The sequence below is a fragment of the Comamonas sp. UBA7840 genome (assembly GCF_002501455.1).
GTDB classification, from domain to species: Bacteria; Pseudomonadota; Gammaproteobacteria; order Burkholderiales; family Burkholderiaceae_C; genus Comamonas; species Comamonas jiangduensis.
Genome location: NZ_DLTI01000020.1, coordinates 163,703 through 186,662 on the forward strand (window position 1 = coordinate 163,703; position 22,960 = coordinate 186,662).

The 22,960-nt window shown below is 58.4% G+C and carries 32 protein-coding genes; 29 read left to right on the top strand and 3 right to left on the bottom strand.

Annotated elements, in window-relative coordinates; all coding sequences use genetic code 11:
• Position 1 precedes the first annotated feature (1 nt).
• A complete protein-coding gene (locus B3R00_RS06525) occupies positions 2-544 on the bottom strand; it encodes a hypothetical protein (RefSeq protein WP_286998173.1) in 543 nt (180 codons plus the stop codon).
• Positions 545-706: 162 nt separating this feature from the next.
• Between B3R00_RS06525 and B3R00_RS06530 the strand changes: the two genes are divergently transcribed.
• From B3R00_RS06530 to B3R00_RS06670, 29 genes are all read left to right on the top strand, one after another.
• On the top strand, positions 707-1,267 hold the full coding sequence (locus tag B3R00_RS06530) for a phage terminase small subunit P27 family (RefSeq protein WP_284214572.1): 561 nt from the start codon (positions 707-709) through the stop codon (positions 1,265-1,267).
• A gap of 6 nt (positions 1,268-1,273) precedes the next feature.
• Positions 1,274-2,974 (top strand): terminase large subunit, encoded by a 1,701-nt coding sequence (locus tag B3R00_RS06535; protein WP_286998174.1) that lies wholly within the window; start codon positions 1,274-1,276, stop codon positions 2,972-2,974.
• A complete protein-coding gene (locus B3R00_RS06540; RefSeq protein WP_286998175.1) occupies positions 2,971-4,215 on the top strand; it encodes a phage portal protein in 1,245 nt (414 codons plus the stop codon). The genes B3R00_RS06535 and B3R00_RS06540 overlap by 4 nt, the downstream gene beginning before the upstream one ends.
• The gene (locus tag B3R00_RS06545; RefSeq protein ID WP_286998176.1) at positions 4,216-4,845 is read left to right on the top strand and encodes an HK97 family phage prohead protease; all 630 of its coding nucleotides are present in this window, start codon (positions 4,216-4,218) and stop codon (positions 4,843-4,845) included.
• A 4-nt stretch (positions 4,846-4,849) separates the two neighbouring features.
• Positions 4,850-6,262 (top strand): phage major capsid protein, encoded by a 1,413-nt coding sequence (locus B3R00_RS06550; RefSeq protein ID WP_286998177.1) that lies wholly within the window; start codon positions 4,850-4,852, stop codon positions 6,260-6,262.
• A gap of 62 nt (positions 6,263-6,324) precedes the next feature.
• Positions 6,325-6,687, top strand: coding sequence for a hypothetical protein (locus B3R00_RS06555; RefSeq protein ID WP_286998178.1), 363 nt, complete (start codon positions 6,325-6,327; stop codon positions 6,685-6,687).
• 3 nt (positions 6,688-6,690) lie between these two features.
• Positions 6,691-7,050: a hypothetical protein gene (locus tag B3R00_RS06560; protein WP_286998179.1), complete on the top strand. Its 360-nt coding sequence runs from the start codon at positions 6,691-6,693 to the stop codon at positions 7,048-7,050.
• Between the two features lie 2 nt (positions 7,051-7,052).
• Positions 7,053-7,409 carry a phage head closure protein gene (locus B3R00_RS06565; protein WP_286998180.1) on the top strand — a complete coding sequence of 119 codons (357 nt, stop codon included), beginning with the start codon at positions 7,053-7,055 and terminating at the stop codon, positions 7,407-7,409.
• Positions 7,406-7,927 (top strand): hypothetical protein, encoded by a 522-nt coding sequence (locus B3R00_RS06570; RefSeq protein ID WP_286998181.1) that lies wholly within the window; start codon positions 7,406-7,408, stop codon positions 7,925-7,927. Before B3R00_RS06565 ends, B3R00_RS06570 begins: the two co-directional genes overlap by 4 nt.
• Positions 7,928-7,960: 33 nt before the next feature.
• Positions 7,961-8,437, top strand: a complete 477-nt coding sequence (locus tag B3R00_RS06575; RefSeq protein WP_286998183.1) for an SHOCT domain-containing protein — start codon at positions 7,961-7,963, stop codon at positions 8,435-8,437.
• A gap of 61 nt (positions 8,438-8,498) precedes the next feature.
• Positions 8,499-9,134 (top strand): phage tail terminator protein, encoded by a 636-nt coding sequence (locus tag B3R00_RS06580; RefSeq protein WP_286998184.1) that lies wholly within the window; start codon positions 8,499-8,501, stop codon positions 9,132-9,134.
• A complete protein-coding gene (locus B3R00_RS06585) occupies positions 9,103-9,327 on the top strand; it encodes a DUF2635 domain-containing protein (RefSeq protein WP_286998185.1) in 225 nt (74 codons plus the stop codon). The genes B3R00_RS06580 and B3R00_RS06585 overlap by 32 nt, the downstream gene beginning before the upstream one ends.
• On the top strand, positions 9,324-10,832 hold the full coding sequence (locus B3R00_RS06590) for a phage tail sheath subtilisin-like domain-containing protein (RefSeq protein ID WP_286998186.1): 1,509 nt from the start codon (positions 9,324-9,326) through the stop codon (positions 10,830-10,832). Before B3R00_RS06585 ends, B3R00_RS06590 begins: the two co-directional genes overlap by 4 nt.
• Positions 10,833-10,910: 78 nt before the next feature.
• The gene (locus B3R00_RS06595) at positions 10,911-11,258 is read left to right on the top strand and encodes a phage tail tube protein (RefSeq protein ID WP_286998187.1); all 348 of its coding nucleotides are present in this window, start codon (positions 10,911-10,913) and stop codon (positions 11,256-11,258) included.
• On the top strand, positions 11,258-11,584 hold the full coding sequence (locus B3R00_RS06600) for a phage tail assembly protein (RefSeq protein WP_286998188.1): 327 nt from the start codon (positions 11,258-11,260) through the stop codon (positions 11,582-11,584). The genes B3R00_RS06595 and B3R00_RS06600 overlap by 1 nt, the downstream gene beginning before the upstream one ends.
• A 135-nt stretch (positions 11,585-11,719) precedes the next feature.
• On the top strand, positions 11,720-13,513 hold the full coding sequence (locus B3R00_RS06605; RefSeq protein ID WP_286998190.1) for a phage tail tape measure protein: 1,794 nt from the start codon (positions 11,720-11,722) through the stop codon (positions 13,511-13,513).
• 10 nt (positions 13,514-13,523) lie between these two features.
• Positions 13,524-14,774: a DNA circularization protein gene (locus tag B3R00_RS06610; protein ID WP_286998192.1), complete on the top strand. Its 1,251-nt coding sequence runs from the start codon at positions 13,524-13,526 to the stop codon at positions 14,772-14,774.
• 13 nt (positions 14,775-14,787) lie between these two features.
• On the top strand, positions 14,788-15,903 hold the full coding sequence (locus tag B3R00_RS06615) for a phage baseplate assembly protein (protein ID WP_286998193.1): 1,116 nt from the start codon (positions 14,788-14,790) through the stop codon (positions 15,901-15,903).
• Between the two features lie 2 nt (positions 15,904-15,905).
• Entirely contained in the window at positions 15,906-16,421 is a 516-nt protein-coding gene (locus tag B3R00_RS06620; RefSeq protein ID WP_286998194.1) for a phage baseplate assembly protein V, read from the top strand.
• A gap of 2 nt (positions 16,422-16,423) precedes the next feature.
• Positions 16,424-16,834, top strand: coding sequence for a phage GP46 family protein (locus tag B3R00_RS06625; RefSeq protein WP_286998195.1), 411 nt, complete (start codon positions 16,424-16,426; stop codon positions 16,832-16,834).
• Positions 16,824-17,858, top strand: coding sequence for a baseplate J/gp47 family protein (locus tag B3R00_RS06630; RefSeq protein ID WP_286998196.1), 1,035 nt, complete (start codon positions 16,824-16,826; stop codon positions 17,856-17,858). Before B3R00_RS06625 ends, B3R00_RS06630 begins: the two co-directional genes overlap by 11 nt.
• On the top strand, positions 17,849-18,448 hold the full coding sequence (locus B3R00_RS06635; protein ID WP_286998197.1) for a YmfQ family protein: 600 nt from the start codon (positions 17,849-17,851) through the stop codon (positions 18,446-18,448). Before B3R00_RS06630 ends, B3R00_RS06635 begins: the two co-directional genes overlap by 10 nt.
• 11 nt (positions 18,449-18,459) lie before the next feature.
• Complete coding sequence (locus B3R00_RS06640) at positions 18,460-19,641, top strand: hypothetical protein (protein WP_286998198.1); 1,182 nt, start codon at positions 18,460-18,462, stop codon at positions 19,639-19,641.
• Entirely contained in the window at positions 19,641-20,186 is a 546-nt protein-coding gene (locus tag B3R00_RS06645) for a hypothetical protein (protein WP_286998199.1), read from the top strand. Before B3R00_RS06640 ends, B3R00_RS06645 begins: the two co-directional genes overlap by 1 nt.
• 62 nt (positions 20,187-20,248) lie before the next feature.
• Positions 20,249-20,632: a hypothetical protein gene (locus tag B3R00_RS06650; protein WP_286998200.1), complete on the top strand. Its 384-nt coding sequence runs from the start codon at positions 20,249-20,251 to the stop codon at positions 20,630-20,632.
• Positions 20,633-20,635: 3 nt separating this feature from the next.
• Entirely contained in the window at positions 20,636-20,905 is a 270-nt protein-coding gene (locus B3R00_RS06655; RefSeq protein WP_279843426.1) for a hypothetical protein, read from the top strand.
• A 1-nt stretch (position 20,906) separates the two neighbouring features.
• Positions 20,907-21,365 carry a D-Ala-D-Ala carboxypeptidase family metallohydrolase gene (locus B3R00_RS06660; protein ID WP_174862680.1) on the top strand — a complete coding sequence of 153 codons (459 nt, stop codon included), beginning with the start codon at positions 20,907-20,909 and terminating at the stop codon, positions 21,363-21,365.
• Positions 21,362-21,757 carry a hypothetical protein gene (locus tag B3R00_RS06665; protein WP_286998202.1) on the top strand — a complete coding sequence of 132 codons (396 nt, stop codon included), beginning with the start codon at positions 21,362-21,364 and terminating at the stop codon, positions 21,755-21,757. The genes B3R00_RS06660 and B3R00_RS06665 overlap by 4 nt, the downstream gene beginning before the upstream one ends.
• On the top strand, positions 21,757-22,059 hold the full coding sequence (locus tag B3R00_RS06670; protein WP_286998203.1) for a hypothetical protein: 303 nt from the start codon (positions 21,757-21,759) through the stop codon (positions 22,057-22,059). The genes B3R00_RS06665 and B3R00_RS06670 overlap by 1 nt, the downstream gene beginning before the upstream one ends.
• A gap of 43 nt (positions 22,060-22,102) precedes the next feature.
• On the opposite strand, the gene B3R00_RS06675 is transcribed toward B3R00_RS06670, so the two are convergent.
• Both B3R00_RS06675 and B3R00_RS06680 read right to left on the bottom strand, forming a co-directional pair.
• Positions 22,103-22,258, bottom strand: a complete 156-nt coding sequence (locus B3R00_RS06675) for a hypothetical protein (RefSeq protein WP_174862677.1) — start codon at positions 22,256-22,258, stop codon at positions 22,103-22,105.
• A gap of 20 nt (positions 22,259-22,278) precedes the next feature.
• Positions 22,279-22,659, bottom strand: a complete 381-nt coding sequence (locus B3R00_RS06680) for a hypothetical protein (RefSeq protein WP_174862676.1) — start codon at positions 22,657-22,659, stop codon at positions 22,279-22,281.
• Positions 22,660-22,960: the final 301 nt, after the last annotated feature.

The window sequence follows — 22,960 nt, forward strand, 5'->3', positions numbered from 1 at the left end:
CTTACTTCTTAGGTTTGAAAAACTTTAATGTTGAATCAAACATACCTCTGTTAGGGTTTAGTTTTGCATCTGCTGCAGCGGCAGCGGCAGTGAGTGAACCGCCAATAGATGTGGCTAATGCGGCAATTGGTTCCAGTGCTCCGAAGAAAAGAGCTTCAGGAAACTCCGTGTGTAAGAAGAAACAGACGACCCCTAGGGTGATGGTTGCTACACCTATTCGAATGCTCATGATGTAAGCGTCTTCAGGATTAGAGCGCGAATACCTAGGGTATGGAACAAAGCTATATGAGTAGATGATGCTGGCGAAAATGCCAACCACGAACCATAAGTAGACAACAAGGCGTTCGACGGCCTTTGCTGATATTTGATACTTTACGAAGTAGATACCAACAGAAATGGCTACAAGTATGAGCAGGCTGATTGATATGTAGATCCAGACCTTGTTGTCCTTATCCTTTCTTGTGTCAGATCCTCTCTCTAGAAAAATCATAAAAAAAGCAATCGCTGCTATTGCTATTAAGTCCCCGGCCATGAGCTTTGTCATTTCAGTCTCCAAGGCTGAGGATCGTAACAACGGTGGGTAGGGGGTATCCAAACTTTTGAAACCACCCGCCGGAAACCGAGCGCCCAGTGTCTTTTTTGTGCGCGCAGGTTTTAGAGGGGGGGGTACCCCGAAAGGAATGAAGTTATGGGAACACGTGGCCCAATGCCAAAGCCTTCGGCGCTCAAAGCACTGCAGGGCAACCCCGGAAAACGCACCACCAGCGTGGGCGATGGCGTCAATCCGGTGATTGAAATTCCTAGTGCACCCAGGCATTTGAGTAAGGAAGCTGCCAAGGAATGGAAGCGCATCACGCCGCTGCTCGAAGAGCTGGGCCTGATCTCTGGTCTTGATCGCACGGCACTGGCCCTGTACTGCCAAGCGGTAGGCCGCCTGACTGAGTTGGAGGAAGCTTTCAACGGCCAGGTCAAGCGCCTGATGACAGACAAGGGGTTCGATTACCCCACGGCTGTATCCGAAGCCAGCCAAAGCACCACCCCCAGCGGCTATGTGCAGCAGTCGGTGATGGTGCAGCTGATTAAAAACCACCGCGAGCAGGTGAACCGTTACCTGCAGCACTTTGGCCTCAGCCCTGCAGCGCGTGGCCGTGTGCAGCCCAGCAACTTTGTGCAACCCACGCTGCCGGGAATTGAACCGCCCAAGCCTGCGGCTGCAGCTGGGTTTGCCCAGTTTGCACCCGGTCTATCGGGGCACCCTCTTCAGTAATTTGCTATGACTCATCGCTACGTTGAAGCCGCCCAGCGTTATATGAACGCCGTGGCCAGCGGAGCTGTACCCGCCTGCAAGTGGACAAAGCTGGCAGTTGAGCGCCAGCAGCAAGACCTGCTGCGGCCTCTGTCTGCAGATTGGCCGTACGTCTTTGACGCCGAACGCGCCGAACGCCCCTGCAGGTTCATTGAGCTGCTGCCCCACATCAAGGGCAAGTGGGCGCGTGAAGGCCGCCTGATTGAGCTGGAAGACTGGCAGTGCTTCATCATCACCACCGTCTTTGGCTGGGTGCATCACGCCACGCGGCTGCGCCGGTTCAAAGAAGGCTATGTGGAGGTGCCGCGTAAAAACGCCAAGTCCACACTGTCCAGCGGTTTGGCGCTGTACATGCTCAGCGCAGATGGTGAGCAAGGCGCGGAAATCTACAGCGCGGCCACCACGCGTGACCAGGCACGTATTGTGTTTGATGACAGCAAGGCCATGGCCGATCGCACGCCGGGCTTGCGCACCCACCTTGGGGTGGTAGTGCTACAGCACAGCATCACCGTGGCGGCCACGTCCAGCAAGTACACACCGCTGGCCTCAGAAGGCAGCACGCTGGATGGATTGAACGTGCACTTTGCCGTCATCGATGAGCTGCACGCCCACAAGACCCGCGCCGTGTATGACGTGATTGACACCGCACGCGGCGCACGTGAGCAGTCACTGCTGTGGAACATTACCACTGCAGGTACTGACCGCAGCGGCATCTGCTATGAGCGCCGCACCCACAGCACCAAGGTGCTGGAGCGCGTGATTGAAGACCCCGCCATCTTCGGCATCATCTACACGATTGATGATGCTGACGACCCATTCAAGCCTGAGAGCTGGGCCAAGGCCAACCCTAACTGGGGCAAGTCGGTGCTGGAAGATGACATGGTGGCTGCTGCCCGCAAGGCGGAAGCCATGCCCAGTGCGCTTGCCAACTTTCTGACCAAGCGCCTGAACGTCTGGGTCAACGGAGAAAGTGCATGGATGGACATGCGCGCTTGGGAGCGCTGTGCCAAACCTGGCCTCTCATTGGCCGATGTGCCACGCGACACCCCTGTGTGGATGGGCTTGGACTTGGCGCAAAAGCGCGACTTTGCTGCCCTAGTGGCTGTGTTTCAGATGGATGGCGTGTGGCATGTGTGCACACGTCTGTACTTGAATGAGCTGGCTGTGCAGGAAAGCGGCAACGCCCATTTGAGCGGCTGGGCGCGGCAAGACTATGTGCAGGTCACTGACGGTGACATCACTGACTTTGACGTGGTGGCCGAAGACCTGCGCGCCATCTGCCGTGACCACAACGTGCAAGAAATTGCCTTTGACCCGGCGCTGTCCATGTACTTCGCCACCAAGCTGATTGAAGAGGGCTTGCCACTGGTGGAAATCACCCAGCGTGCCCTGTTCTTTACCCCGCCACTGATCCAGGTGGAAAACCTTGTGCACGAGCACAAGCTCAAACACGATGCCAACCCCGTCATGAGCTGGATGGTCAGCAACCTGGTGGTCAAGGTCTCAAAGTTCAATGAACTGCGGGCCCCTACCAAAGAGCGCCCAGAGAACAAGATCGATGGCCCGATTGCTATGCTGATGGCGTTGGGCCGGGCCATGGCAATGGCTGAGCCGCCGCCCAAGTCACAAACCTTCTGGGCATCGTTTGCAGAGGAACCGACGCAATGAACATCATCCGCCGCGCTCTTCTGCACACTGCAGGATGGGCGCTCAAAGGTGCAGGGCTTAGCCTGACTGATCCCGCTGGGTGGCACACACTGGGTGTCGGTCCAACATGGGCCAAGATCAATGTGCGCGACACCACGCAACTGCAGATCACCACCGCGTGGTCTGCCGTGCGCTTGATCGCGGAGACGGTTGGCACCTTGCCCTTGCACCTGTACCGCACCACCACCAGAGGCCGTGAGCGGGCCAAGAATGACCCGCGCTACGAACTGGTGCGCTACCAGCCATGTGACTACATGACGGCGCCTGAGTGGAAAGAAAGCATGGTGGTCAGCCTGGCCACTATGGGGCAGGCCTACAACCCGGTTGCGCGCATGGAGAGCACGGGGCGCATCATCAGCATCCAGTCGGTGCACAAAAGCCGCGTGAGGCCTGAGGTGCAGCGTGATGGCTCCATCATCTGGTGGCTCACCGATCGCAATGGTCAAAGCCGTGCGTGCACCCGCCGTGACGTAATGCCTGTGCGTGGTTTTGGTGGGCCTGGTGAGCTTGAAGGCTTTGCCCCCCACCAGATCCACAGCAACAGCTTGGCACTGAGTGTGGCTATGGAAAAGTACGCTGCCGAGTTTTTTGGCAGCGGTGGCCGCCCGCAAGGCATCTTGAAAACCAAAGCAGAGTTTGGTGAGCAAACCCGTGACCAGATCCGGGCTGGCTTTGCCAAGTATCTGAGCGATAGCCGAGCCAAGGGCGAGCTGCCTGTGCTGGATGGGGAAACCGACTATCAGCCGATCAGCACACCCAACAACGAAGCGCAGTTTATTGAAAGCCGCAAGCTGCAGATCGCTGAGATTGCCCGCATCTACCGTGTGCCATTGCACATGCTGATGGAAACGGAAAAGGCCAGCTACAACAACACTGAGCAGGCCAACAAGCACTTCTTGGACTACACGCTGTTAGCGTACCTCACGAAGATTGAGGCCAGCCTCAACACCTGTTTGCTAGAGCCTGCGGAGCGTTCTCAGGGCATGTACTTTGAGTTTGACGTCAACAGCCTGCTGCGCGGCGACAGCACGCAGCGTGCGGACTACTACCTCAAGATGCGCCAAGCCGGTGGCATTTCGCAAAACGAGATCCGCCAGCGAGAAAACATGCCTTTGGTGGATGGAGCAGATGACTTGCACGTGCCGCTCAACATGGCACCCAGCGACATGCTGCGTGACTACTTTAAAAAGGACGGTGAATAAATGGATCGCCTGATTGCACCCATTGAAATCAAGTCCACCAAAGAAGATGGCAGCTTCACTGGCTACGCCGCAGTCTTCAACAACGTGGACTTGGGGCGAGACGTCATCCTGCCCGGCGCCTTCAAGAACGTGAAGACCACCAGCGACGGGCAGGTGCGCATCGCCATGAACCACAACCTGCACCAGCTGGCGGGCAAGGCTAAGTTTGAGCAGGATGAGCGCGGCCTGCGCGTGGAGGGGCAGCTCACCCTGGGTGTCAGCTATGTGCGCGATGCGTATGAGCTGATGAAGGCGGGCGTGCTCGATGGCCTGAGCGTAGGCTTTGACATTCCCTACGGCGGCGCCTCTTACGAAGACCGTGATGGTGACTACGTGCGCATCATCAAGGAAGCGGTGCTGTGGGAATTCTCCCTGGTGCCCTTTGGCATGAACCCCGAGGCGTTGATTGAAAACGTCAAAACCATTCGAGATTTCGAGGCGCAGCTGCGTGGCCTCGGATACAGCCAGCGCGAGGCCAAAGCCTTGGCGTCTGGCGGCTTCAAGTCGCTGGGTTACCGAGATGGCGCCCCAGACAGCGAGACGCTGGCAGACGAACTCAAGAACCTCACGCAAGCATTTGATTGGAAATAAATCTATGAGCACACAACGCAAGATTTTGACGGCCACCTTTTTAGGTGGCCTTTTTGTTTTGGCCGTCTTCGCCCTGGCTGGCGCGCCACTGATCCCACCAGACGTTTGGGTCGCGCTGGCCGCAGCTGGTGCCATGCCCATGGCTCTGACTGGTGAGACTGGTGGCGATGTGCGCAAGATGCTGGAGCAGCTGACTGACACTGCCAAGGCTGCCAAAGCCACGGTGGAAGAGGTGAAGGCCGCACATAACAATCTGGATGGCCGCGTCACCAAGATTCACGAAGAAATGAAGGGCATGGGCCTCGATGCCACCACTAAGGCTGCCTACCAGGACGCGGTAGAAAAAGTGGCACTGCACGAAAAGAGCCTGGATAAGCTCAACTTGGAAGTGACCGAGCTGGCCAAAAAAGCAGCCAACCTGCTGGGAGGCGGCGGCGATCAGCTCAAGTCGCTGGGTCAAATCGTGGCGGACTCTGAAGTTTGCAAAACCTACAAGGGTGGCGTGGCTGAACTTGGCGCCATGAATGCCAGCTTGTTCCGCAAGGCGGCCATCACCAGCGCGGCAGCCAGCGCTGGCACGCTGATTCAGCCGCACCGTGCAGAAATCGTCATGGGCGCTGAGCTGCCCTTGTCGATTCGTGACCTCTTCCAGCAAGTCAGCATCGCCACCAACGCGGTGGAATGGGTACGTGAAAAGCTGTTCACCAACAATGCTGGTTCGCAAAACGGAGAGGGTACGGCCTACGGTGAATCGGGCCTGACTTTTGAAAAGGCCTCCAGTCCTGTAGAGACCCTGGGCCATTGGATTCCGATCAGCCGCCAGGTTCTGGCCGATGCGGGCATGCTGCAAGGGCTGGTGGACGGCAAACTGCGCTATGGCCTCAAGCTCAAGGAAGAGGCACAGATTCTGTTTGGTGATGGCACCAACGGTACGCTGCATGGTCTGGTGCCACAGGCAACCGCTTTCAGTAAGGTAGGCATGCCTGCAGTACCAGCAGGCGGTGTAGCCCACACCCAACTGGACTACCTGCGCTGGGCTTTCCTGCAAGTAGCCCGTGCCGGTTATCCCGCGACCTTTGCAACGCTGTCCCTGGAAGACTGGGCCACCATCCAGATGATGAAGACCACCGACGGTGCCTACATCTTCGGAACGCCCACCGATGGCGCCGCCCCCCGCGTTTGGGGCAAGCAGGTGGTGGAGTCGCATGCGCTGACTGCGGGCGACTTCCTGGCAGGCTCCGGCTTTGCGGCAACGCTGTACGACCGCGAGGAAGTCAGCGTGCGAGTGGCTGAGCAGCACGCAGACTTTGCCATCAAAAATATGGTGGCCCTGATCTGTGATGAGCGCTTGGCATTCACTGTCGAGCGCCCTGCTGCCATCGTCACTGGTGACTTTGCCACTCTGATGGCTCCATAAGTCGGTAATCCCCCCATCCAGCCACCCCATAGCGGGGTGGCTTTGTTTTTGGAGTAATCCTCATGGAAGTTGCAAAAACCTTTGAGCGTGACGGCAAGCGCTATCGCCCTGGCGATCCCTTGCCGCCGGACTTGGATAAAACCACTTTGGCCCACTACCAACGCCACGGCATGGTGCGTGAGGCCAAGCCCTCAGAAAACAAACCTGCAGCTCCTGCCCGCAAGACTGCAACGCCCAAGGTGGCCAAGCCTGCTGCAGAACCAAAACCCTCAGAAACCAAAGCTGATGCTGAGGCAAATGCGCCTGCCTCAGGCGATGCAAACCCTGGCGATGGCAGCAACTCAGCAGATGGGCAGCAGCAATTAGCTGGTGCTGGTGCAGTAGATCAGTCTGCCCAAGCAGCACCCAACGCTGACCAGGTCTAAACCATGACTGAGCCTACCGACCTGGAGACCCCGCCCCCGGCGGAGGCCGACCCAACAATCCCCACGCTGGCAGCGGCAATGCTTCGGCTGCGCATTGATGATGATCTGAGCGCTGATGTAGAAGCTGCCATTCCCCAAGCCAAGGCAGAGGCAGAAGCTTTTCTGGACGGCACCCTTTACCCCAGCGCAGAGGCGCGTGAGGCTGCAGCAGATGCCAAGGGCATCATTTGCACGCCAGACATCATTGCCGCTCAGTTGTTGTTGATAGACACCATCGTCCACAGCAACACTGATGAGGGGGCAGACCTCAAGCGGACACGTGCATTCAATATGCTGCGCCGCCACCGCAACATGGGGGTATAGCTATGTCCAGAGCCAGTTTCCAAAACCTGCGCAATCCACCCAGCCAAAAGCTGAACAAGCGTGTGCTGATTCGCTTGCGCAAGGATTTGCCTGTGGGAGCGTCTGGGGTGGAGGTGCAATACAACGAGCCACGGGAGCGCTGGGCGCGTATTCAGCCGGTGGGCACTGCTACTTATACCGAGACGGCACAAACCGACACGGCCATTACCCACCGCATTTGGCTGCGCAAGATTGAAGGCGTGACGGATGCGCACGAAATTGTGCACATCACCAGTGGCAGCGTGTACCGTGTGCAGCGCCTGGCAGATCTGGATGGCGGCAATGATTTCACCATTATTGAAGTGGAGCAACTGCAATGAATAAGCGTGCTACCTTGGCCGCCCACATGCATATTGAGGGCTTTGACCAGTTCCATCGCGATGCGTTTGACAAACGCAAGGTGCGGGCTGGAATGCGGCGCGCAGGTCAAATTGTCGCAGGCCGTGCCAAGATGAATTTGTCCTTGGCGGGGAATGGGAGTAACTACCCTCGGGTTAGAACAGGATTACTTCGCGACTCTATTGAAATGAAGGTTAGTCGCACTGGTTTCCTTGTGAAAATCATGCCTAAAAAGACCAGTGGCATGGAGCACTTTTATCCCGCTTATCTGCACTACGGAGTCAAACAAGGTGCGCGGATAAAGAAGCTCGCACCTGGTGAGGGGCGTGGCCGCTCAAATCGGCGACGCCGGGGCGAGCGGCAAGATCTACTTGCCGCTCGCAGGGCTGGTGCTTGGCGCATTACCCCGCGTGATAACTATATTGCCGACGCCTTGGAGGACGAAAACGCACGGGTGCGCTCAGTGCTTAGTGAGGCCTTTGCCAGAGCGTTGGGTTAGGATTCCTGCTCATTCAAACAAGTAGGAGCAGAGATGGGTGCGTTACCAATCACCGTGAAGGGAACGGCTGGGGAGTTGATTTTTACGGGAGATACTCTGCAGATTCGTAGAACTGGAGTGCTCGGCACCTTGAGGCAGCTTTCTGGTGTGGGGCGTGGAAACAAGGATATCCACCTCAGTGCAGTGACGGCAATTCGTGTTGAGCGTGGCAGCTTGATGAGTAAGCCATTTATTGAAATCATTCACTCTGGTAGCCTGGAGCAACAGGGTGGTGCTGCGGAGTTGAGCGAAAACGATAATGTTCTTTACTTCTCGAAAAGTGAGCTGCCTGCTTTTGAGGCTTTTCGTGATGCGGTAATGGCTGCGAAAACTTCACCGTCTGCCGTGAGCGCAACTGAAGGCGCAGACCCTTTGCAGCAGTTGCAGAAACTGTCTGAGTTGCACAAGGCTGGTGTCCTAACTGACGCCGAATTTGCTCAGAAAAAACAAGAGCTGCTGGCAAAAATCTAGCCTGCAGTTCATTCTTTTTACAAGCCGCCCGGCATGCCCTGGCGGCTTTTTTATTGCCGCCATGAAACCCTCAGACATCGTCGCCCATCTGCGCGCGCATTGCCCGGCCTTGGCAGGGAACGTAGGCGCTGGCATCAATTGGGATGTCATTGAAAAAGCCTCTCGTTGGGATGGCCTGCGCGCCTTTGTGGTGCCTACCGATGACAAGGCCAGCCCCCCGCAATACGACAACGTGCTGGTGCAAGAGATCACCGAGGGCATGGATGTGGTGGTGGTGTGGCCCCAAAAGGATGAGCCTGGCTATGAAGTGGCTGACGAAGTCACTGCCATGCGCCGTGCCCTGTGCCTTGCGTTGGTGGGGTGGAAACCACCTGGCAGCGCTGACTGGCTGATCTACGAAGGCCGCAGTTTTTTGCATACCGACCGCGCCAAGCTGGCATACGCCTTCAGTTTCAGCTCACTGGAGGTAATGGGCAATACAGAGCTGCCCACCCATCCAGCGCAGGCAGAAACTTGGCACGAGGCCGAGTTGATGGGCTTGCACCAGCTGGAGGGGTTGGATATGCGCCTAGATGCCATCGACCCCATGGTGGACAAGAACCTCAAGCCAGACGGTGTGGGGCCAGATGGCCGTACTGAGCATCACCTGAAAGTGAACCTACCGCATGACAACCCTGAACCCACCCCAACCCCATAACCCTGATGTGTGCACACGTGTGCACGTCCGCCCCGCTGAAGGCCGCCAAGTGCGTATGCCTGAGCGTGGCCACGCACTCATGCCCGCTGAAGGCGGCGAAGTGCCGCGCAATGTGTACTGGGCCCGCCGCCTTGCGGTGGGTGACGTGCAAGAAGTGAAACCCGCAACCACCAAAGGGAAAGCAATCAAATGAGCGTCAGCTTTAACAACATCCCCGCAGGTGTGCGGGTGCCTCTGTTTTACGCAGAGATGGACAACAGCGCAGCCAACAGCGGCACCAGCACGCTGCGCACGCTGATTATTGGCCAGGTCAATGAAGGGCATGCGCACGAAGCAGTGGGCAAGCTCACACTGTGCAGCCGCACAGAGCAGGCTGCTGAAATGGGCGGTGCAGGCTCTGTGCTGCACACCATGCACCGCAGCTACAAGCGCAATGACAGCTTTGGCACGGTGTGGGTGCTCCCCCTGGCTTTGGACGTTGGTGCGGCAGCAGCAGGCAGCATCACTGTGGCAGCCGCCGCCACGGGCAGCGGCGTCATCAGCCTGTATGTGGCTGGCCAGCGTGTGCAAGTGGCCGCTGTAGCAGGCGATACAGCGGCAGCCTTAGCCACCGCGATTGCAGCGGCCATTAATGCCAATACGACTTTGCCGGTGACGGCGACGGTGGATGCGGAGACCGTATCCAAGGTCAACATTGCGGCAAAGTTCAAGGGCTTGCTGGGCAATGACATCACCGTGCAGATCAACCGCTTGGGCACTGCAGGTGGTGAGGTATTGCCAGCTGGTGTGACCCTCACGCTGGTGGCCCCCACGGGCGGTGCCGGTGCGCCCGACTTGGCCGCCGCCTTGGCTGCGGTGGGTGATGAGCCGTTTGAATTCATCATCCACCCCTTCACCGATGCAGCCAGCCTGAATGCCCTGCGTGACTGGATGAACGACACCGCTGGGCGCTGGAGCTGGGTCAAGCAGCTGTATGGCCACTGCTACGCTGCCCGTCGCGGTGAGCTGGGTGAACTGGTGGCTTTTGGTACTGCGCGCAATGATCCGCACCACACGGTGCACGGCTTTGAACCACTGGTGCCCCAGCCCGCATGGGAGGTGGCAGCAGCCTACGGTGCCCGCACGGCGGTGTTCATCAGCGCAGACCCTGCACGCCCCACGCAAACCGGCGTGCTCACCGGCATTGATGCTGCCCCTGCAGGCCAACGCTTCATGCTGGATGAGCGCCAAGCGCTGCTCACCTCGGGGGTGGCCACGGCGTGTGTGGAGGGTGGTGAGTACCGCATTGAGCGCGGCATTACCACCTACCAAAAGAACGCCTTTGGTGCGGAGGATGACAGCTACCTGGACAGCGAAACCCTGCACACCAGTGCCCATGTGCTGCGCACCCTCAAGGCGCGCATCACCAGCAAATACCCCCGCCACAAGCTGGCCAACGACGGCACACGCTACGGCCCTGGCCAAGCGATCGTCACGCCTGTCGTCATTCGTGGCGATCTGATTGCTGCCTATCGTGAGCTGGAGCAACTGGGCATCGTGGAGAACGCGGAAAGCTTCAAGGCCAACTTGATTGTGGAGCGCTCCACCACCAACCCCAACCGCTTGGATGTGCTGTTTCCGCCGGACTACATCAACCAGTTGCGTGTGTTTGCGCTGCTCAACCAGTTCCGCCTGCAATACAGCACGCTGGCAGAGTAAGCGGCCCGCGCGTCAATTCATCAACCCCTGCCCGCCCTGGTGCAAGCCACGGCGGGCTTTGCTTTGTAAGGAGGTCTTATGGGCCAAAAGATTGCAGGCACCAGTTACGTCAAGGTGGACGGTGAGCAACTGGTGATCGCTGGGAATATCGAAGCGCCGCTCAACAAGAAAAAGCGCGAGACCATCACCAAGGGCTATTACAAGGAAGAGGATCTTGTGCCCTTTACCAGTGGTGAGTTCGTAATCCCCAAGGGCATGAATACCGAAAAGATCATGAACGGCACCAACATGACGGTGACCACAGAGTTTGCCAATGGCACGGTTTACACGCTCTCAGGTGCGTATGTGGTGGATGAAGTCAATTTGGGCAGCGATGAGGGCAAGGCCTCCATTCGCTTTGAAGGCAACGAAGGAGACTGGTCGTAATGAACGAAGCACAAGAAATCATGGGCCGTACAAAGGTAGTCACTTTGTCTCAGCCAATCAAGGCGCACGATCAAGAGGTTAAGGCACTTGAGTTGCGCCGTCCTACGGTGGCAGAGGTGCGAAAGATTGGTTGTTTGCCTTATCGCTTGCGTCCGGATGGCCTCATGTTTGACCCTGATACGGAGATTACAGCGCAGTACTTGGTTGTTTGTGCTGGCATTCCTCCAAGTTCGGTGGATCAGATTGAGCTTTCCGATTTCAATAAGTTGGCATGGCAGATCTGCAATTTTTTTGCACAGCCGGAATCGTCAGCACCCAGCAACTGACCGATCTGGCCCATGACATGGCTTACCTGTGGCGCATGCCACCGCCACAGGTCATGGCGCATCCGCTGGATGAATTTTCTGAATTGTTAGCGCAGGCCCACCGTATTTGGCCACCGAAGTGAGAGGGTAGACCCCATGGCAGATAAATTTCAGCTCAAGGCCCTGATCACTGGGGTGGACAAACTCAGCCCCATGCTGAAGGGCGTGGGTCAGAACGCTGGCAAGTTGCGCAAGCAGCTCGAATCCAGCGGGCTGGGCAAGATCAGCATGGGTGATATCGCTGGTGGCGGTGCCTTTGCGATGCCGTTCATTGCTGGTGCTAAGGCTGCCATCAGCTTTGAATCCAAGATGGCTGATGTGCGCAAGGTGGTGGACTTTGAAACGCCTGAGCAATTCAAGCAAATGGGTTTGGATATTCGGGAAATGTCCACGCGCATGCCTATGGCGGCAGATGGCATTGCGCAGATCATTGCTGCAGGTGGCCAGTCCGGTATCGCTCGTGCAGAGCTGCAGGGCTTTGCAGAAGACGCCATCAAAATGAGTGTGGCGTTTGACCAGACCGCTGATATCGCTGGCGGCATGATGGCCACCTGGCGCACTGCCTTTGACATGGGGCAGCAAGGCGTTGTTGAACTGGCAGACAAGATCAATCACCTGGGCAACACAGGCCCAGCCAATACCAAGCAAATCTCCGGCATCGTCACGGCAATTGGCGCGCTGGGTGGTGTGGCTGGCTTGAACACAGGACAGATTGCCGCAATGGGGGCGACGCTGGCTGGCGTTGGTGTGCAGGAGGAGGTTGCTGCCACTGGCATGAAAAACTTCATGCTGGCGTTGACTGCCGGCAGCGCGGCCACCAAGGCGCAAAGTGACACGCTCAAGGCGCTGCGTCTGGATTCAAAGCAAGTGGCCAAGGGCATGCAGCAAGATGCGCAAGGCACCATCTTGAAAGTGATGACGGCCATCAGCAAGGTGGACAAAAGTCAACAAACAGCAGTATTGACGCAGTTGTTTGGCAAGGAAAGTATCTCTGCGATTGCGCCGATGTTGACCAAGTTGGACTTGCTCAAAGATAACTTTGAGAAGGTGGGGGACGCCAGTAAGTACACCGGCTCCATGCAAAAGGAGTATGAGACGCGGCTTGCTACTACGGAGAATGCACTCAAAATGTTTAACGCCAAGATCGTGGATCTTGGGCTTAGCGTGGGTGAAATTCTTTTGCCGCCAATCAATGGTTTTTTGGCAGCGGTTGGGCCAATCGTCAAAGGAATGTCGCAGTTCGCAGCGGCGAATCCGGGTGTCGTCAAGGGTGTGTTGGGTGCAGCTGTAGGGTTTACAGCCTTACGCTTGGCGGTCATGGGTGGGGTTGTTGGCATGAAGCTGTTGAGCGCTGTAACAGCCATGTCGCCCGTCGGCCTGATTGTGCGAGGCATTGCCCTGGGTGCTGGCTTGTTGATTGCCAACTGGAGCTCGGTCGGGCCATTCTTTGAGGGTTTCTGGAATTTTGTTCAGCCTATGTTTGAGTTGGGCTGGATTGTTCTTAAAGAGGTGTTCTCTTGGTCGCCACTAGCTTTGGTGGTTAAGAACTGGGAGCCGATCGTTGCTTGGTTCTCCAAGATGTGGGAGCGCATCAAGCCTTATGTTGGATGGATTGGTGAGGCTGCTAATTGGGTGCGTGGCAATGCGGTGGATGCTGTCAATAGCTACAACGCGGGGCAATCACCAACTGCAGCCACCAGCCCCATCAAGCCAGCCACTTCTCCCTTGTCTGCCGCCGCTGCTGCCCAAAAGCAAAACCTGGAGGGTGAGGTGGTGTTTCGCTTTGAAAACGCACCACCCGGCATGCGGGTGCAGTCTGCCCGCACCAACCAGCCAGGCTTGGACATCAACGCCCCCGTGGGTACACGCAGCTTGTCCCTGCCTTATTAGGAGAGCGTGAATGTCTGATTGGCGCAAGCAGCTGCAGCCTGCCAGCTTTAAAGGCGTGCCGTTTGAGGTGCTGAGTGATAGCTCTACCTTTGGTCGCCGAATCCAAGTGCATGAGTTCGTGCAGCGTGACAAGCCTTTTTGCGAAGACTTAGGGCGGGTTACGCGGCGCTTCTCGGTCAACGCCTTTTTTGGGGGCGATGATTGCCTGGACAAGCGTGATGCTTTTTTGGCCGCTGTCGACGAAGGTGCCACGGGTGAGCTGGTGCTGCCCACCTGGGGTGCCATGCAGGCCACGGCCATGCCGGGCAGTGTGGACAACAGCCGTGAAGACGGTGGTGTGGTTTGGGTCAGTCTGGAGTTTGTGGAAAGTGGTGACAAGGGCTACCCCGTTGCCACTCCCGCTACTGATGCCCAGCTCAGCGATTCAGCTGGTAGCGTGCTTGATGAGGGCGGCCACTGGTTTGCAGATGCCATGTCCGCTGTAGATGCAGCCCGCGTCAACATCGCCACGGCGACCGGTAGCGTGCAGGCAGCCTATGGGCTGGTAACCGGCACCATTGGCACCGTCACTCGTACGGTGGCCAGCGCGGCAGACCTGGTCAACATGGTGCTCAACGCACCAGCCAGCTTTGTACAGGCCCTGCGCGGTGGTGTTGGCAGTGTGCGCAGCAGCTTGCAGGGTATTGATCCGCAAGCTGCGCTGAGCAACCTGCGCGGCGCGTTACGTGGCACCAGTGCTATGGGCTCAGTCAACCCTGCGGGCGGCAAAGATACGGTGGCCACTGTCATAGCTGTGAATGAACTGGTGCGCCATGCCCAGCTCTCGATTGCACTGGAGGCTGCAGCGCAGCTGCCGCCGGATGTGCAAGTACCCCTTATGCCCGCTACGCCATCCATATGGCAGCAGGCCAGCCAGCCGGTGCAACGCACCGAGGTGCTGTACCAGGCCGATGTGCTGGCCGCCCGTGCCGCACTGGAAGCCGCCTTGTGGGAAGCCCTGCAAGGTGGCGGCGGCCGCCCGCCCATGGCCATGCTGAACGCTTTGCAAGATGCCCGCACCAAAGCGCGCAGGCATTTGGCGGCAGTGGCATCTAGTGCCGTGCCGCTGATTACTGTCACCCCGCCTGCGGTGCAGCCTGCACTGGTGCTGGCTTACCGGCAGTGGGGTGACGCCACACGGGCTGCAGAAATTGTGCAGCGCAATCAAGTGCCGCACCCCGGTTTTGTTTCTCCGCAGCCGCTGCAGGTTGCACGACGTTAGATAAAGGACTTTCATGCCCATCTCCGACGATCACAGAGTGAGCCTTCGGGTGCAAGGTATGGATTACTCGGGCTGGAAGAGTGTCAGCATCACCGCTGGCATTGAGCGCCAGTCGCGTGACTTCAGCCTGTCCGTAGCGTGGCAGTGGGGGCAAGACCAGCCCCTGCCCATCCAGCAGGGGGAGCGCGCTCAGGTGTTCATTGGGCGCGATCTGGTGCTAACGGGCTGGGTGTTTGCCACGCCCATCAGCCACACGCCAGATGCCATCACACGCTCTGTGGCTGGCCGCAGCCTGACGGCAGACATGGTGGACTGCAGCGCAATCAACCAGCCGGGCCAGTGGCGGCAGCAAAGTGTGCAAAAGGTGGTGCAGGCGCTGGCAAAGCCGTTTGGCTTGCAAGTGCTCAGCCAGGTGCCTGAAACGGCTGCGCTGGTTGACCACAGCATAGAGCCGGGCGAGACCGCGTTTGAAAGCGTGGACAGGCTGCTCACCCTGTCGCGCCTGCTGTCTACCGACGATGGTCATGGCCGCGTGGTGATTGTGCAGCCCGGCAGTGCAGGCCGTGCGGTGGATGCGCTGGCGGTGGGCCAGAACGTGCTGGATGGCAGCGCGTCGCTGGACTTCTCGCAAGTCATGAGCCAGTACCGCGTGGTGGGGCAAAAAAGCGGCACGGACGAAAGCTTTTCCGAGGCCACCAATGAGGTTGCCGCCAGCGTCACAGATCCGCGTGCCACGCGCTACCGCCCGCTGCTCATTCAGCAGCAGGGCCAGCTCACCAGTCAACTGGCACGTGAGCGGGTGAACTGGGAGCGTGGCAGCCGCATGGGCAAGGCGTTGGCCGCCACCTACAAAGTGCAGGGCTGGCGACAAAGCAACGGTGCGCTGTGGGTTCCCAACCTGATCGTGCCGGTGAAAGACCCGGTCATTGGTTTTGAGCGGGACATGCTGATTACTGAGGTGACCTACTCGCTGGATGAGAACGGCACCATTGCCACCTTGAGTGTGGCACCGCCCGAAGCTGTGTTGCCCGAGCCGCAAGACCCACACAAGGCGCGCAAGCTCAAAAAGGGCGGCAAGGCGGACAACTTTGAATATTTGGTGCCTGCTGACTGGGATAAGGATTTGTAGCCATGTCTTTAAAGAACGTAGTCAGCCGTTGCACTTTGGCCTTGGCCAGCGCGGCTGGCAAGCTGCAGACCTTGCAGATCCGCATGCTGGCCGGGGAGGTGAAAGATGCTGTGGAGCATCTGGAGCCCTACGGCTTTACCAGCCACCCCAAGCCAGGAGCGGAGGGGGTGGCGGTGTTCCCCGGTGGCGATCGAAGCCATGGCGTGGTGGTTGTGCTGGCAGACCGGCGCTACCGCCTGCAGGGGCTAAAGACTGGTGAGATGGCCATCCACGATGACCAAGGCCAGTGCGTGCACCTCACGCGTGCAGGCATTGTGATCAAAGGAGCGGGCAAGCCCATTGTGATGACGGATGCAGCAAAGCTGCGTGTGGAATGCCCCATCGAGTGCACGCACGACATCACCGACAAGGTTGACAGCGGCGGCAGCAGCATGGCTGCCATGCGGCAGGTCTACGACAACCACGACCACCCCGGCGACAGCGGTGGCACGACCGGCAAGCCCAACCAAGGAATGTAGCCATGCAAGTACTACCCCTCACTGGCGCTGATGCGGCCGGTGTGCTGGAGCGTGCCGTGCACATCAGCCTGTTTACCTGGCGGCGGGCAGACCCCGGCGATCAGGTAGACGGTGCAGATCGGCAGGGCTGGTGGGGCGACAGCTACCCCAGCGAGGTGAGTGACCGCATTGGCAGCAAGCTTTGGCTGCTGCGCCGCCGCACCATCACGCCGCAAACCCAGCGCGATGCGCAGCGGTTTTGCCAAGAGGCGCTGCAGTGGTTGGTGGATGACGGGCATGTGACACAAGTGACGGTCACCATCACCCGCCCGCAGGCCACCCACTTGGCCGCACACATTGTGCTGGAGCGCCCTGACGGCGATCCGGTAACCCTAAACATTGACGACTTGCTGCAGGTGAAACATGGCATTTGAAACCCCTAGCTTGCCTGAGCTGATTGCCCGCACCAGTGCAGACCTGGAAGGCAGCAACGCCATGCGCCGCAGCGATGCCGCAGTGCTGGCCCGCACCCACGCTGCCACGGTGTATGGGCTGTACCAGTACCTGGCGTGGCAGTTTGCCCAGCACCGGCCAGACACGTGCGATGAGGAGCACCTGGCCAAGCATGCTGCTGACCGGAATGTGCCCAGAAAAGAAGCCAACCGTGCCACTGGCTTTGTGGCTGTGGTGGGCAACGTCAGTGCCGAGGTGAATGTGGGCGACCGCCTGGAGCGTGCTGGTGTGCTGTACGACGTGGTGCAAGGCGCAGTGCTGGCCTCAGGTGCAGCCGCTGTGGGCGTGCAAGCGGTAGACGCGGGCATCTCAGGCAATCAACCTGCTGGTGCAAAGCTGCAATTCATCAGTCCCGTGCTGGGGGTGGAGAGTGTGGCCACGGTTGATGCCGATGGCCTTCACGGTGGCACGGAGCTGGAGCCAATCGAAGAATGGCGCGCACGCGTGGTGGAGGCATTTGAGCGCGTGCCTCACGGCGGCAATGCTGATGACTACGTGGTCTGGGCCAAAGAACAGGCAGGCGTGACGCGTGCATGGGTCAAGCGCAACTGGGTGGGGCCGGGCACCGTGGGGGTGTTTGTGGTCAACGATGCGGCAGAACCTATCACTTTGAGCTCGGTGCAGCTCGCTGACGTGAAGGCGGGCATGGAGCCCAAGCGCCCTGTAACTGCGGAGCTGCATCTGCTGACGCCTGAGCTGGTGCCTGTGCCGTACACGTTGCGTGTAACGCCAGACACCCCGGCAGTACGTGCAGCGGTAGAGCAATCGCTGCAGGCTTTGCATGCGCGCAATAGCGAGCTGGGAGGGCGTTTGCTGCATACCCATATTGGCGAAGCCATCAGCGGCTCACGGGGTGAGCAAGACCATGAGATTGTCAGCCCAGCCGCAGACGTAGTGCCGCAGCCACACCAGCTGCTGGTGTATGGGGGGGTGACATGGATGTAGCGCGCACCGCCACTGACTACGCGCAGCAGCTCACTGCTTTGCTGCCCCCTGGCCCTGCTTGGGAGGTTGAGCTGCAGCCCCAGCTGCATGCTTTGCTGGGGGCGATCGCCCAAGAGTTTGGCCGCATCGATGTGCGCAGCGCACAGCTGATGCGTGAGGCTTTCTTGGCCACCTTCCATGAGGCACTGACCGACTGGGAGCAAACCCTCAACCTGCCTGACATCTGCCTTGGCCCCACCGGCACGGTGGCAGAGCGCAAAGCCATGGTGCGCATGCGCTTGGTTGAGCAGGGTGGGCAGACCCCTGCGTACTACGTGCAACTGGCAGCGCGCATGGGGTATCGCAACGCCAGTGTGCAAGAGCTGCGCGCCCCTCGATTTGGCCGCAGCCGCTTTGGGCACGATCACTTTGGTTCTTGGGCCGCCCAGTTTATGTGGGTCTTGCACGCTGGTGAGCGGTTGGCTGGTGGTGCGCGCTTTGGTTTGAGCGTCTGGGGTGAGCGCTTTGGCAGCAACCCCAGTAACGCGCTGGTGTGTGTGATTCGGCGTGCAGCGCCTGCGCACACGCTGGAGTTTGTGGACTTTGATTAAAGGGTTCTTGTATGGACTTCCCAAAAAGCGTTCCAGGCGTTGGCTTGGTGGGCGGAGAGTTTGTAGACGAAGACGCCAGCACTGGTCGTCAGGGGTCGTTGATTCCGGCGGCGTGGGGTAATGCGGTTACAAAAGAGTTGCTGAATGTGCTTCAACAGGCAGACATAGAGCCTGACGAGTTAGACAGTGGGCAGGTGGCAGCCGCTATTTTGAAAATGATCAGTGAAGCTGGGGGAATGCCCCGCTTCACCCCTTACGTGTGGGGCGGTCGCGGCGATGCCATGCCAGAGGGTGACACCCAATCGAGCGGGCAGCAGATACTTGATTTGATGTATCCGGACATGCGCGCTGACGTGGTGGCCACGCAGTTCACCTGCACCGAGGCAGAGTGGCAAGCAGACCCCTACAAGCGCGTAACGCACTGGAGCTTGGGTGATGGTGTGAGCTGGATGCGCCCACCAGACAAGAACGGCGTGCAGCCGGGCAACGTGGGTGCGTTCTACGGTGTGGGCTCTAACCCTGCTGGCCCGCTGCTAGGTACAGCCGTGGCAGATAGCATCAAGGCGCACAAACACGCGGTCGGCCTCACGACCAACATCCCTGACTCTAACTACCCGGTAAATGCCAAGACCGTAACACTAACAGGTGCTGGTGGTGGCACGTCCTTCAGCGCTGTCACTGTCTCCAACGACAAATTTGTTACTACCTTCGACGGCAGCGCTGAATCTGGGTTGGCGACAGAAACGAAGCCCCGTACTTGGTACGGCATCTGGATGATCCGCATGTACGGGCGTGTAGCGAATACCGGCCTGCTGGATGCGCCAGCGCTGAATGCGCGCATGGACATGATGGATGCGCGCGTGGCGACGCTGGAGGGACGTCACAAAGCGCTGGGGGATGGGCAGGTACGCAAAACCGTAACGCGGTCGCTCAATACGAACTACGCGTACCCCGTAGATGCGAAGCAATCAAAAGAAGTACGCATCTCTGCGGCATCTGTAGCGGCAAACGCAGACGTAGTAGTCATGGTCAGTCGTGACGGCGGGGCAACCTTTACCCAAGAAGCTGTGTGCGTGAGCATCTATTACACAACCGTTACAAACCTAACCGCGCGCGCAATCATTCTCCCCGGAGAGGTGTACAAATTCCTATCCACCAACACAACTTCCGTGACTTTTAGCGAGGTGTCCTGATGCGCCGTTTTTTTAAAGATTCCCACGGCGGGATTAACGAGCCACTAAGCGATACGGAGGTGCAGCAGATGCAGGCCATGGGGTGGCGCGAGCTTTCGGAGAGTGAACGCGAGGCCCACGTCAACCCTGTTAAAACGCTGCAAGACTTGGCAGCCGCCGCAATGGCCGCCGTGAATGCGGAGTACAGCCGCCGTATGGGCGCGATTGCCGAGGCCTACCCGCTGCATGAGCGCGAAAGCTGGCCGGTGCAGCTCCAAGAGGCAAACCTGCTGCTTTCGTGTGCCGATGTGGTGCCTATTCCAGAGGAAGTTAAGACCCCGTGGATCGACCAGTGCGCGCACCAGCGTGGGCTGGATCGCATGGAGCTGGCAGCGCGCATCGTTGCCAAGGACGAAGGCTACCGCACGGTATCTGGCTTTCTCACCGGCGTGCGCCAGTGGCATGAGGACTGCATTGCGATGCTGCTGCAGGAGGGCGAAGACGCGCGCGAAGCGCTGCTGGGCTATGACCACCTGCAGGGCTGGGAACAATCAGCGCCTGTCTGATGCAGAACGCAAGAACCACAACCCGCTTCGGCGGGTTTTTTTACGTCTACTGAAAGATGAGCATGGAGCCAACAACAAGTGCGGCGGCTACTTTGGGAGGGGCCGCCGTTTCTGCTTCAGCAATTACCGCCTTTGGCGTGCCGCTGGGGCTGCATGCTGATGTGCTGCTGGCGGGCTTTTTCGGCTCGCTGGTCGCCATCATCTTGCTCAACACGGTGCCTGGTGGCACAGATACCACGCAGCAGCTGGTGCGTACCTCGGTGCGCCGCCTGGCCGTTGCCTGGGCCAGCTCGATCACGGCTGGCTACCTCACACCCTTGGCGTTGCTGGTGGCGAATGTGCCCCAGCCGGGGCTGCTTTCCATGGCGTTCCTGGTCGGTGCTGGCGCGCAGCGCGTGCTGGTGGCCTGGCTGCGCCGTTATTGGTCTGAACCGCAGGAGGGCTGATCCATGTCCGCACTGCTATTTGTCCTTGGGGTCGTCGTCCTAGCTGAGGCCCTGAATAAGTTGGAGCGCACGTGCCCGTGTGCCCATGGCATCACGCCCCACCAGCGCCTGCTGGCCTGGCTCAAGGCCATTGCCTGGTTGCTGCTGGCCTGGGCCGGGGCTGGCGCGCTGGTCGGGCCGTTCTTTGGTCAGGCACCACCCACCTTGCGAGAGCTGGCCATGTTTGGCGGCTTTACCACGTTGATCGTTCGCACCCGTTTTAAAGAGGGTTGATATGCAATTGACACCACATTTTGCTTTGGCAGAGTTCACCCGATCTGCCAAGGCAGCGCAGCTGCGCCTGGACAACACGCCCACGGGCAAGGCGCTGGAAAACCTCAAGCGCACAGCCGAGATCCTTGAGCGTGTGCGTGCCCACCTGGGCGTACCCATCATCATCACCAGCGGCTACCGTGGCCCAGTACTGAATAAGGCCGTGGGCGGGGCTACCAGCTCTGACCACTTGCAGGGCTTGGCTGCTGATGTAATCGCGCCCAAGTTCGGCACGCCGTATGACGTGGCCAAGGCGCTTGCGCCGCACATCGATGCGCTGGGTATTGGCCAGATCATCTATGAAGTCAGTGGCAGCACGCATTGGGTGCACTTGTCTGCCAGAGTCCCAGAGAAGCGGTCAAACCGCGTCATCACCATCGTGGTGGGCAAGGGCGCGCAGCTGGGGGTGCAGCGCGTATGAGTATGACCAACAAACTTGCAGCCGGGCTGGGCCTGGCCTTGGCAGTCAGCGTGGTGGGCCACATCGCCGGTGGCTACGCCTACCTGCAGCAGCGTGATGCCTTGGTCGAGGCCCGCACGGATCTGCGGCATCAGCAGGGAGCGACCGAAGCCGCCAGCCTGGCAGCCAATGCGTGCAGCGAATCGGTCGAGGCACTGAGCGTGTCGGCCGCCGTCATGGCCAGCCAGCTGGAAGGCTCACGCAATGCAGCCAAGCAGCAGGCTGGCGTGCATTTTGGCAAGGCAGACAAGATTTTGAGCACACCTGCAGCCGTGCCTGGTGACGCCTGTGCCAGTGCGCAAAAACGTGTGCAAAACATTTTGGCCGCCCGTGGCCAGAAAGGTGGTGGCTGATGCGTTGGGGCTCCTTACCCCTTATCTCCGCTGCGCTAGCGGCGGGGCTGGTTATGACTGGCTGCAGCAATGCGCCGCCGGTGGCCAAGGTTCAAACGGTGAAGGTGGCCATCCCCGTGGCCTGCCAAGAGCCTGAGCCAGACCGGCCAGTCATGCCCACCGATCAGCTGCCCGACGGCGCTGATGTGGATGCGTATGTCCAAGCTGCGGCCGCAGAGATTGAGCGCCGTGAAGGCTATGAGATCCAGCTGATTGCGGCGTTGCGCAACTGCAAGCGGTTGAGAGATAAAAATCGAAATTAAAAAAGCCCGCATAGCGGGCTTTTTGTTGCAACAGATCAATTGATTAGGCTGTTGTCGTATCTTTGATTTGATGAAGGGCGTTAAACGTAGCCTGCACCAATTCCAGTTCGTTCACAGCCTCATTCAGCAAAGCCAGAATATCTTCTTTGGTCTTAGGCGAAGTCATTGCATAGATATCGAAGTGGTGTGTCTTGGGCATAGCGGCTCCTTTGTTTACCATCAAAATTGCGCTTGGTTCGTCAGCGCTTGTATTGCAGAGTCGTAATCTGCATTGTTGTCATTTTTTAGAGCTTCGGCAACACGTTGGATCAATCCAATTTGTTGCTTTGCATTCAATATGAGGCGTTTTTCGTCATATTCAATCAGTTCTGAAGCGTAAACGGTATCTAGAACAGATTCAACAACCTTTAGTCCCATCAAAAGGTGATTCAGATTCGGGTTGATCTTCGCTTCAAGTTGCGCAAATCCAAATGAAGAGTGTGCAGTAATTACCGTGTTGGCAGTCTGGAACACAGCGTTCCATGCTATTTCGACTGCTTGAGGCAAATCTAAAGCAGTCTTATCTTCAGCCTCAATCGCAGCAACTTCTCGCCCTTGCATCCCGACTCCTTGTGTAGGAAGAAACGCTAAGCGCTAACTCACATTGTAGTGGGATGCACTTGGCGTTAATGATCTTCTTTGGAAAACCAGCGATTTTAGCGAGGGAATTGGATGTTGTGTTGCTTTGTAAGAGGCATGGTCATGCATTTTGAGTTGAATTATTTTGAAAAGTTGCAATGTTGGCGTAAGTTTTGGCGTAACCTTTTTGTAGGTCAATAGAATTTCATTGAGGTATAGGCCTTGCCATCATGGGAGTGTGGGACTCCAATGGCGCATCAAAAGGCGAGGCGGGGGTCTGCAC

Excerpts from the sequence above, each read along its gene's own strand:
- B3R00_RS06630 (WP_286998196.1), top strand. The coding sequence starts at position 16,824 with ATGGCATTTGAAACCCCTAGCTTGCCTGAGCTGATTGCCCGCACCAGT.
- B3R00_RS06600 (WP_286998188.1), top strand. The coding sequence starts at position 11,258 with ATGAACGAAGCACAAGAAATCATGGGCCGTACAAAGGTAGTCACTTTG.
- B3R00_RS06660 (WP_174862680.1), top strand. The coding sequence starts at position 20,907 with ATGCAATTGACACCACATTTTGCTTTGGCAGAGTTCACCCGATCTGCC.
- B3R00_RS06565 (WP_286998180.1), top strand. The coding sequence starts at position 7,053 with ATGTCCAGAGCCAGTTTCCAAAACCTGCGCAATCCACCCAGCCAAAAG.
- B3R00_RS06545 (WP_286998176.1), top strand. The coding sequence starts at position 4,216 with ATGGATCGCCTGATTGCACCCATTGAAATCAAGTCCACCAAAGAAGAT.
- B3R00_RS06625 (WP_286998195.1), top strand. The coding sequence starts at position 16,424 with ATGCAAGTACTACCCCTCACTGGCGCTGATGCGGCCGGTGTGCTGGAG.
- B3R00_RS06530 (WP_284214572.1), top strand. The coding sequence starts at position 707 with ATGCCAAAGCCTTCGGCGCTCAAAGCACTGCAGGGCAACCCCGGAAAA.
- B3R00_RS06675 (WP_174862677.1), bottom strand. The coding sequence starts at position 22,258 with ATGCCCAAGACACACCACTTCGATATCTATGCAATGACTTCGCCTAAG.
- B3R00_RS06665 (WP_286998202.1), top strand. The coding sequence starts at position 21,362 with ATGAGTATGACCAACAAACTTGCAGCCGGGCTGGGCCTGGCCTTGGCA.
- B3R00_RS06535 (WP_286998174.1), top strand. The coding sequence starts at position 1,274 with ATGACTCATCGCTACGTTGAAGCCGCCCAGCGTTATATGAACGCCGTG.
- B3R00_RS06540 (WP_286998175.1), top strand. The coding sequence starts at position 2,971 with ATGAACATCATCCGCCGCGCTCTTCTGCACACTGCAGGATGGGCGCTC.
- B3R00_RS06650 (WP_286998200.1), top strand. The coding sequence starts at position 20,249 with ATGGAGCCAACAACAAGTGCGGCGGCTACTTTGGGAGGGGCCGCCGTT.
- B3R00_RS06550 (WP_286998177.1), top strand. The coding sequence starts at position 4,850 with ATGAGCACACAACGCAAGATTTTGACGGCCACCTTTTTAGGTGGCCTT.
- B3R00_RS06590 (WP_286998186.1), top strand. The coding sequence starts at position 9,324 with ATGAGCGTCAGCTTTAACAACATCCCCGCAGGTGTGCGGGTGCCTCTG.
- B3R00_RS06680 (WP_174862676.1), bottom strand. The coding sequence starts at position 22,659 with ATGCAAGGGCGAGAAGTTGCTGCGATTGAGGCTGAAGATAAGACTGCT.
- B3R00_RS06580 (WP_286998184.1), top strand. The coding sequence starts at position 8,499 with ATGAAACCCTCAGACATCGTCGCCCATCTGCGCGCGCATTGCCCGGCC.
- B3R00_RS06670 (WP_286998203.1), top strand. The coding sequence starts at position 21,757 with ATGCGTTGGGGCTCCTTACCCCTTATCTCCGCTGCGCTAGCGGCGGGG.
- B3R00_RS06560 (WP_286998179.1), top strand. The coding sequence starts at position 6,691 with ATGACTGAGCCTACCGACCTGGAGACCCCGCCCCCGGCGGAGGCCGAC.
- B3R00_RS06555 (WP_286998178.1), top strand. The coding sequence starts at position 6,325 with ATGGAAGTTGCAAAAACCTTTGAGCGTGACGGCAAGCGCTATCGCCCT.
- B3R00_RS06595 (WP_286998187.1), top strand. The coding sequence starts at position 10,911 with ATGGGCCAAAAGATTGCAGGCACCAGTTACGTCAAGGTGGACGGTGAG.
- B3R00_RS06655 (WP_279843426.1), top strand. The coding sequence starts at position 20,636 with ATGTCCGCACTGCTATTTGTCCTTGGGGTCGTCGTCCTAGCTGAGGCC.
- B3R00_RS06575 (WP_286998183.1), top strand. The coding sequence starts at position 7,961 with ATGGGTGCGTTACCAATCACCGTGAAGGGAACGGCTGGGGAGTTGATT.
- B3R00_RS06635 (WP_286998197.1), top strand. The coding sequence starts at position 17,849 with ATGGATGTAGCGCGCACCGCCACTGACTACGCGCAGCAGCTCACTGCT.
- B3R00_RS06645 (WP_286998199.1), top strand. The coding sequence starts at position 19,641 with ATGCGCCGTTTTTTTAAAGATTCCCACGGCGGGATTAACGAGCCACTA.
- B3R00_RS06570 (WP_286998181.1), top strand. The coding sequence starts at position 7,406 with ATGAATAAGCGTGCTACCTTGGCCGCCCACATGCATATTGAGGGCTTT.
- B3R00_RS06620 (WP_286998194.1), top strand. The coding sequence starts at position 15,906 with ATGTCTTTAAAGAACGTAGTCAGCCGTTGCACTTTGGCCTTGGCCAGC.
- B3R00_RS06585 (WP_286998185.1), top strand. The coding sequence starts at position 9,103 with ATGACAACCCTGAACCCACCCCAACCCCATAACCCTGATGTGTGCACA.
- B3R00_RS06610 (WP_286998192.1), top strand. The coding sequence starts at position 13,524 with ATGTCTGATTGGCGCAAGCAGCTGCAGCCTGCCAGCTTTAAAGGCGTG.
- B3R00_RS06525 (WP_286998173.1), bottom strand. The coding sequence starts at position 544 with ATGACAAAGCTCATGGCCGGGGACTTAATAGCAATAGCAGCGATTGCT.
- B3R00_RS06640 (WP_286998198.1), top strand. The coding sequence starts at position 18,460 with ATGGACTTCCCAAAAAGCGTTCCAGGCGTTGGCTTGGTGGGCGGAGAG.
- B3R00_RS06605 (WP_286998190.1), top strand. The coding sequence starts at position 11,720 with ATGGCAGATAAATTTCAGCTCAAGGCCCTGATCACTGGGGTGGACAAA.
- B3R00_RS06615 (WP_286998193.1), top strand. The coding sequence starts at position 14,788 with ATGCCCATCTCCGACGATCACAGAGTGAGCCTTCGGGTGCAAGGTATG.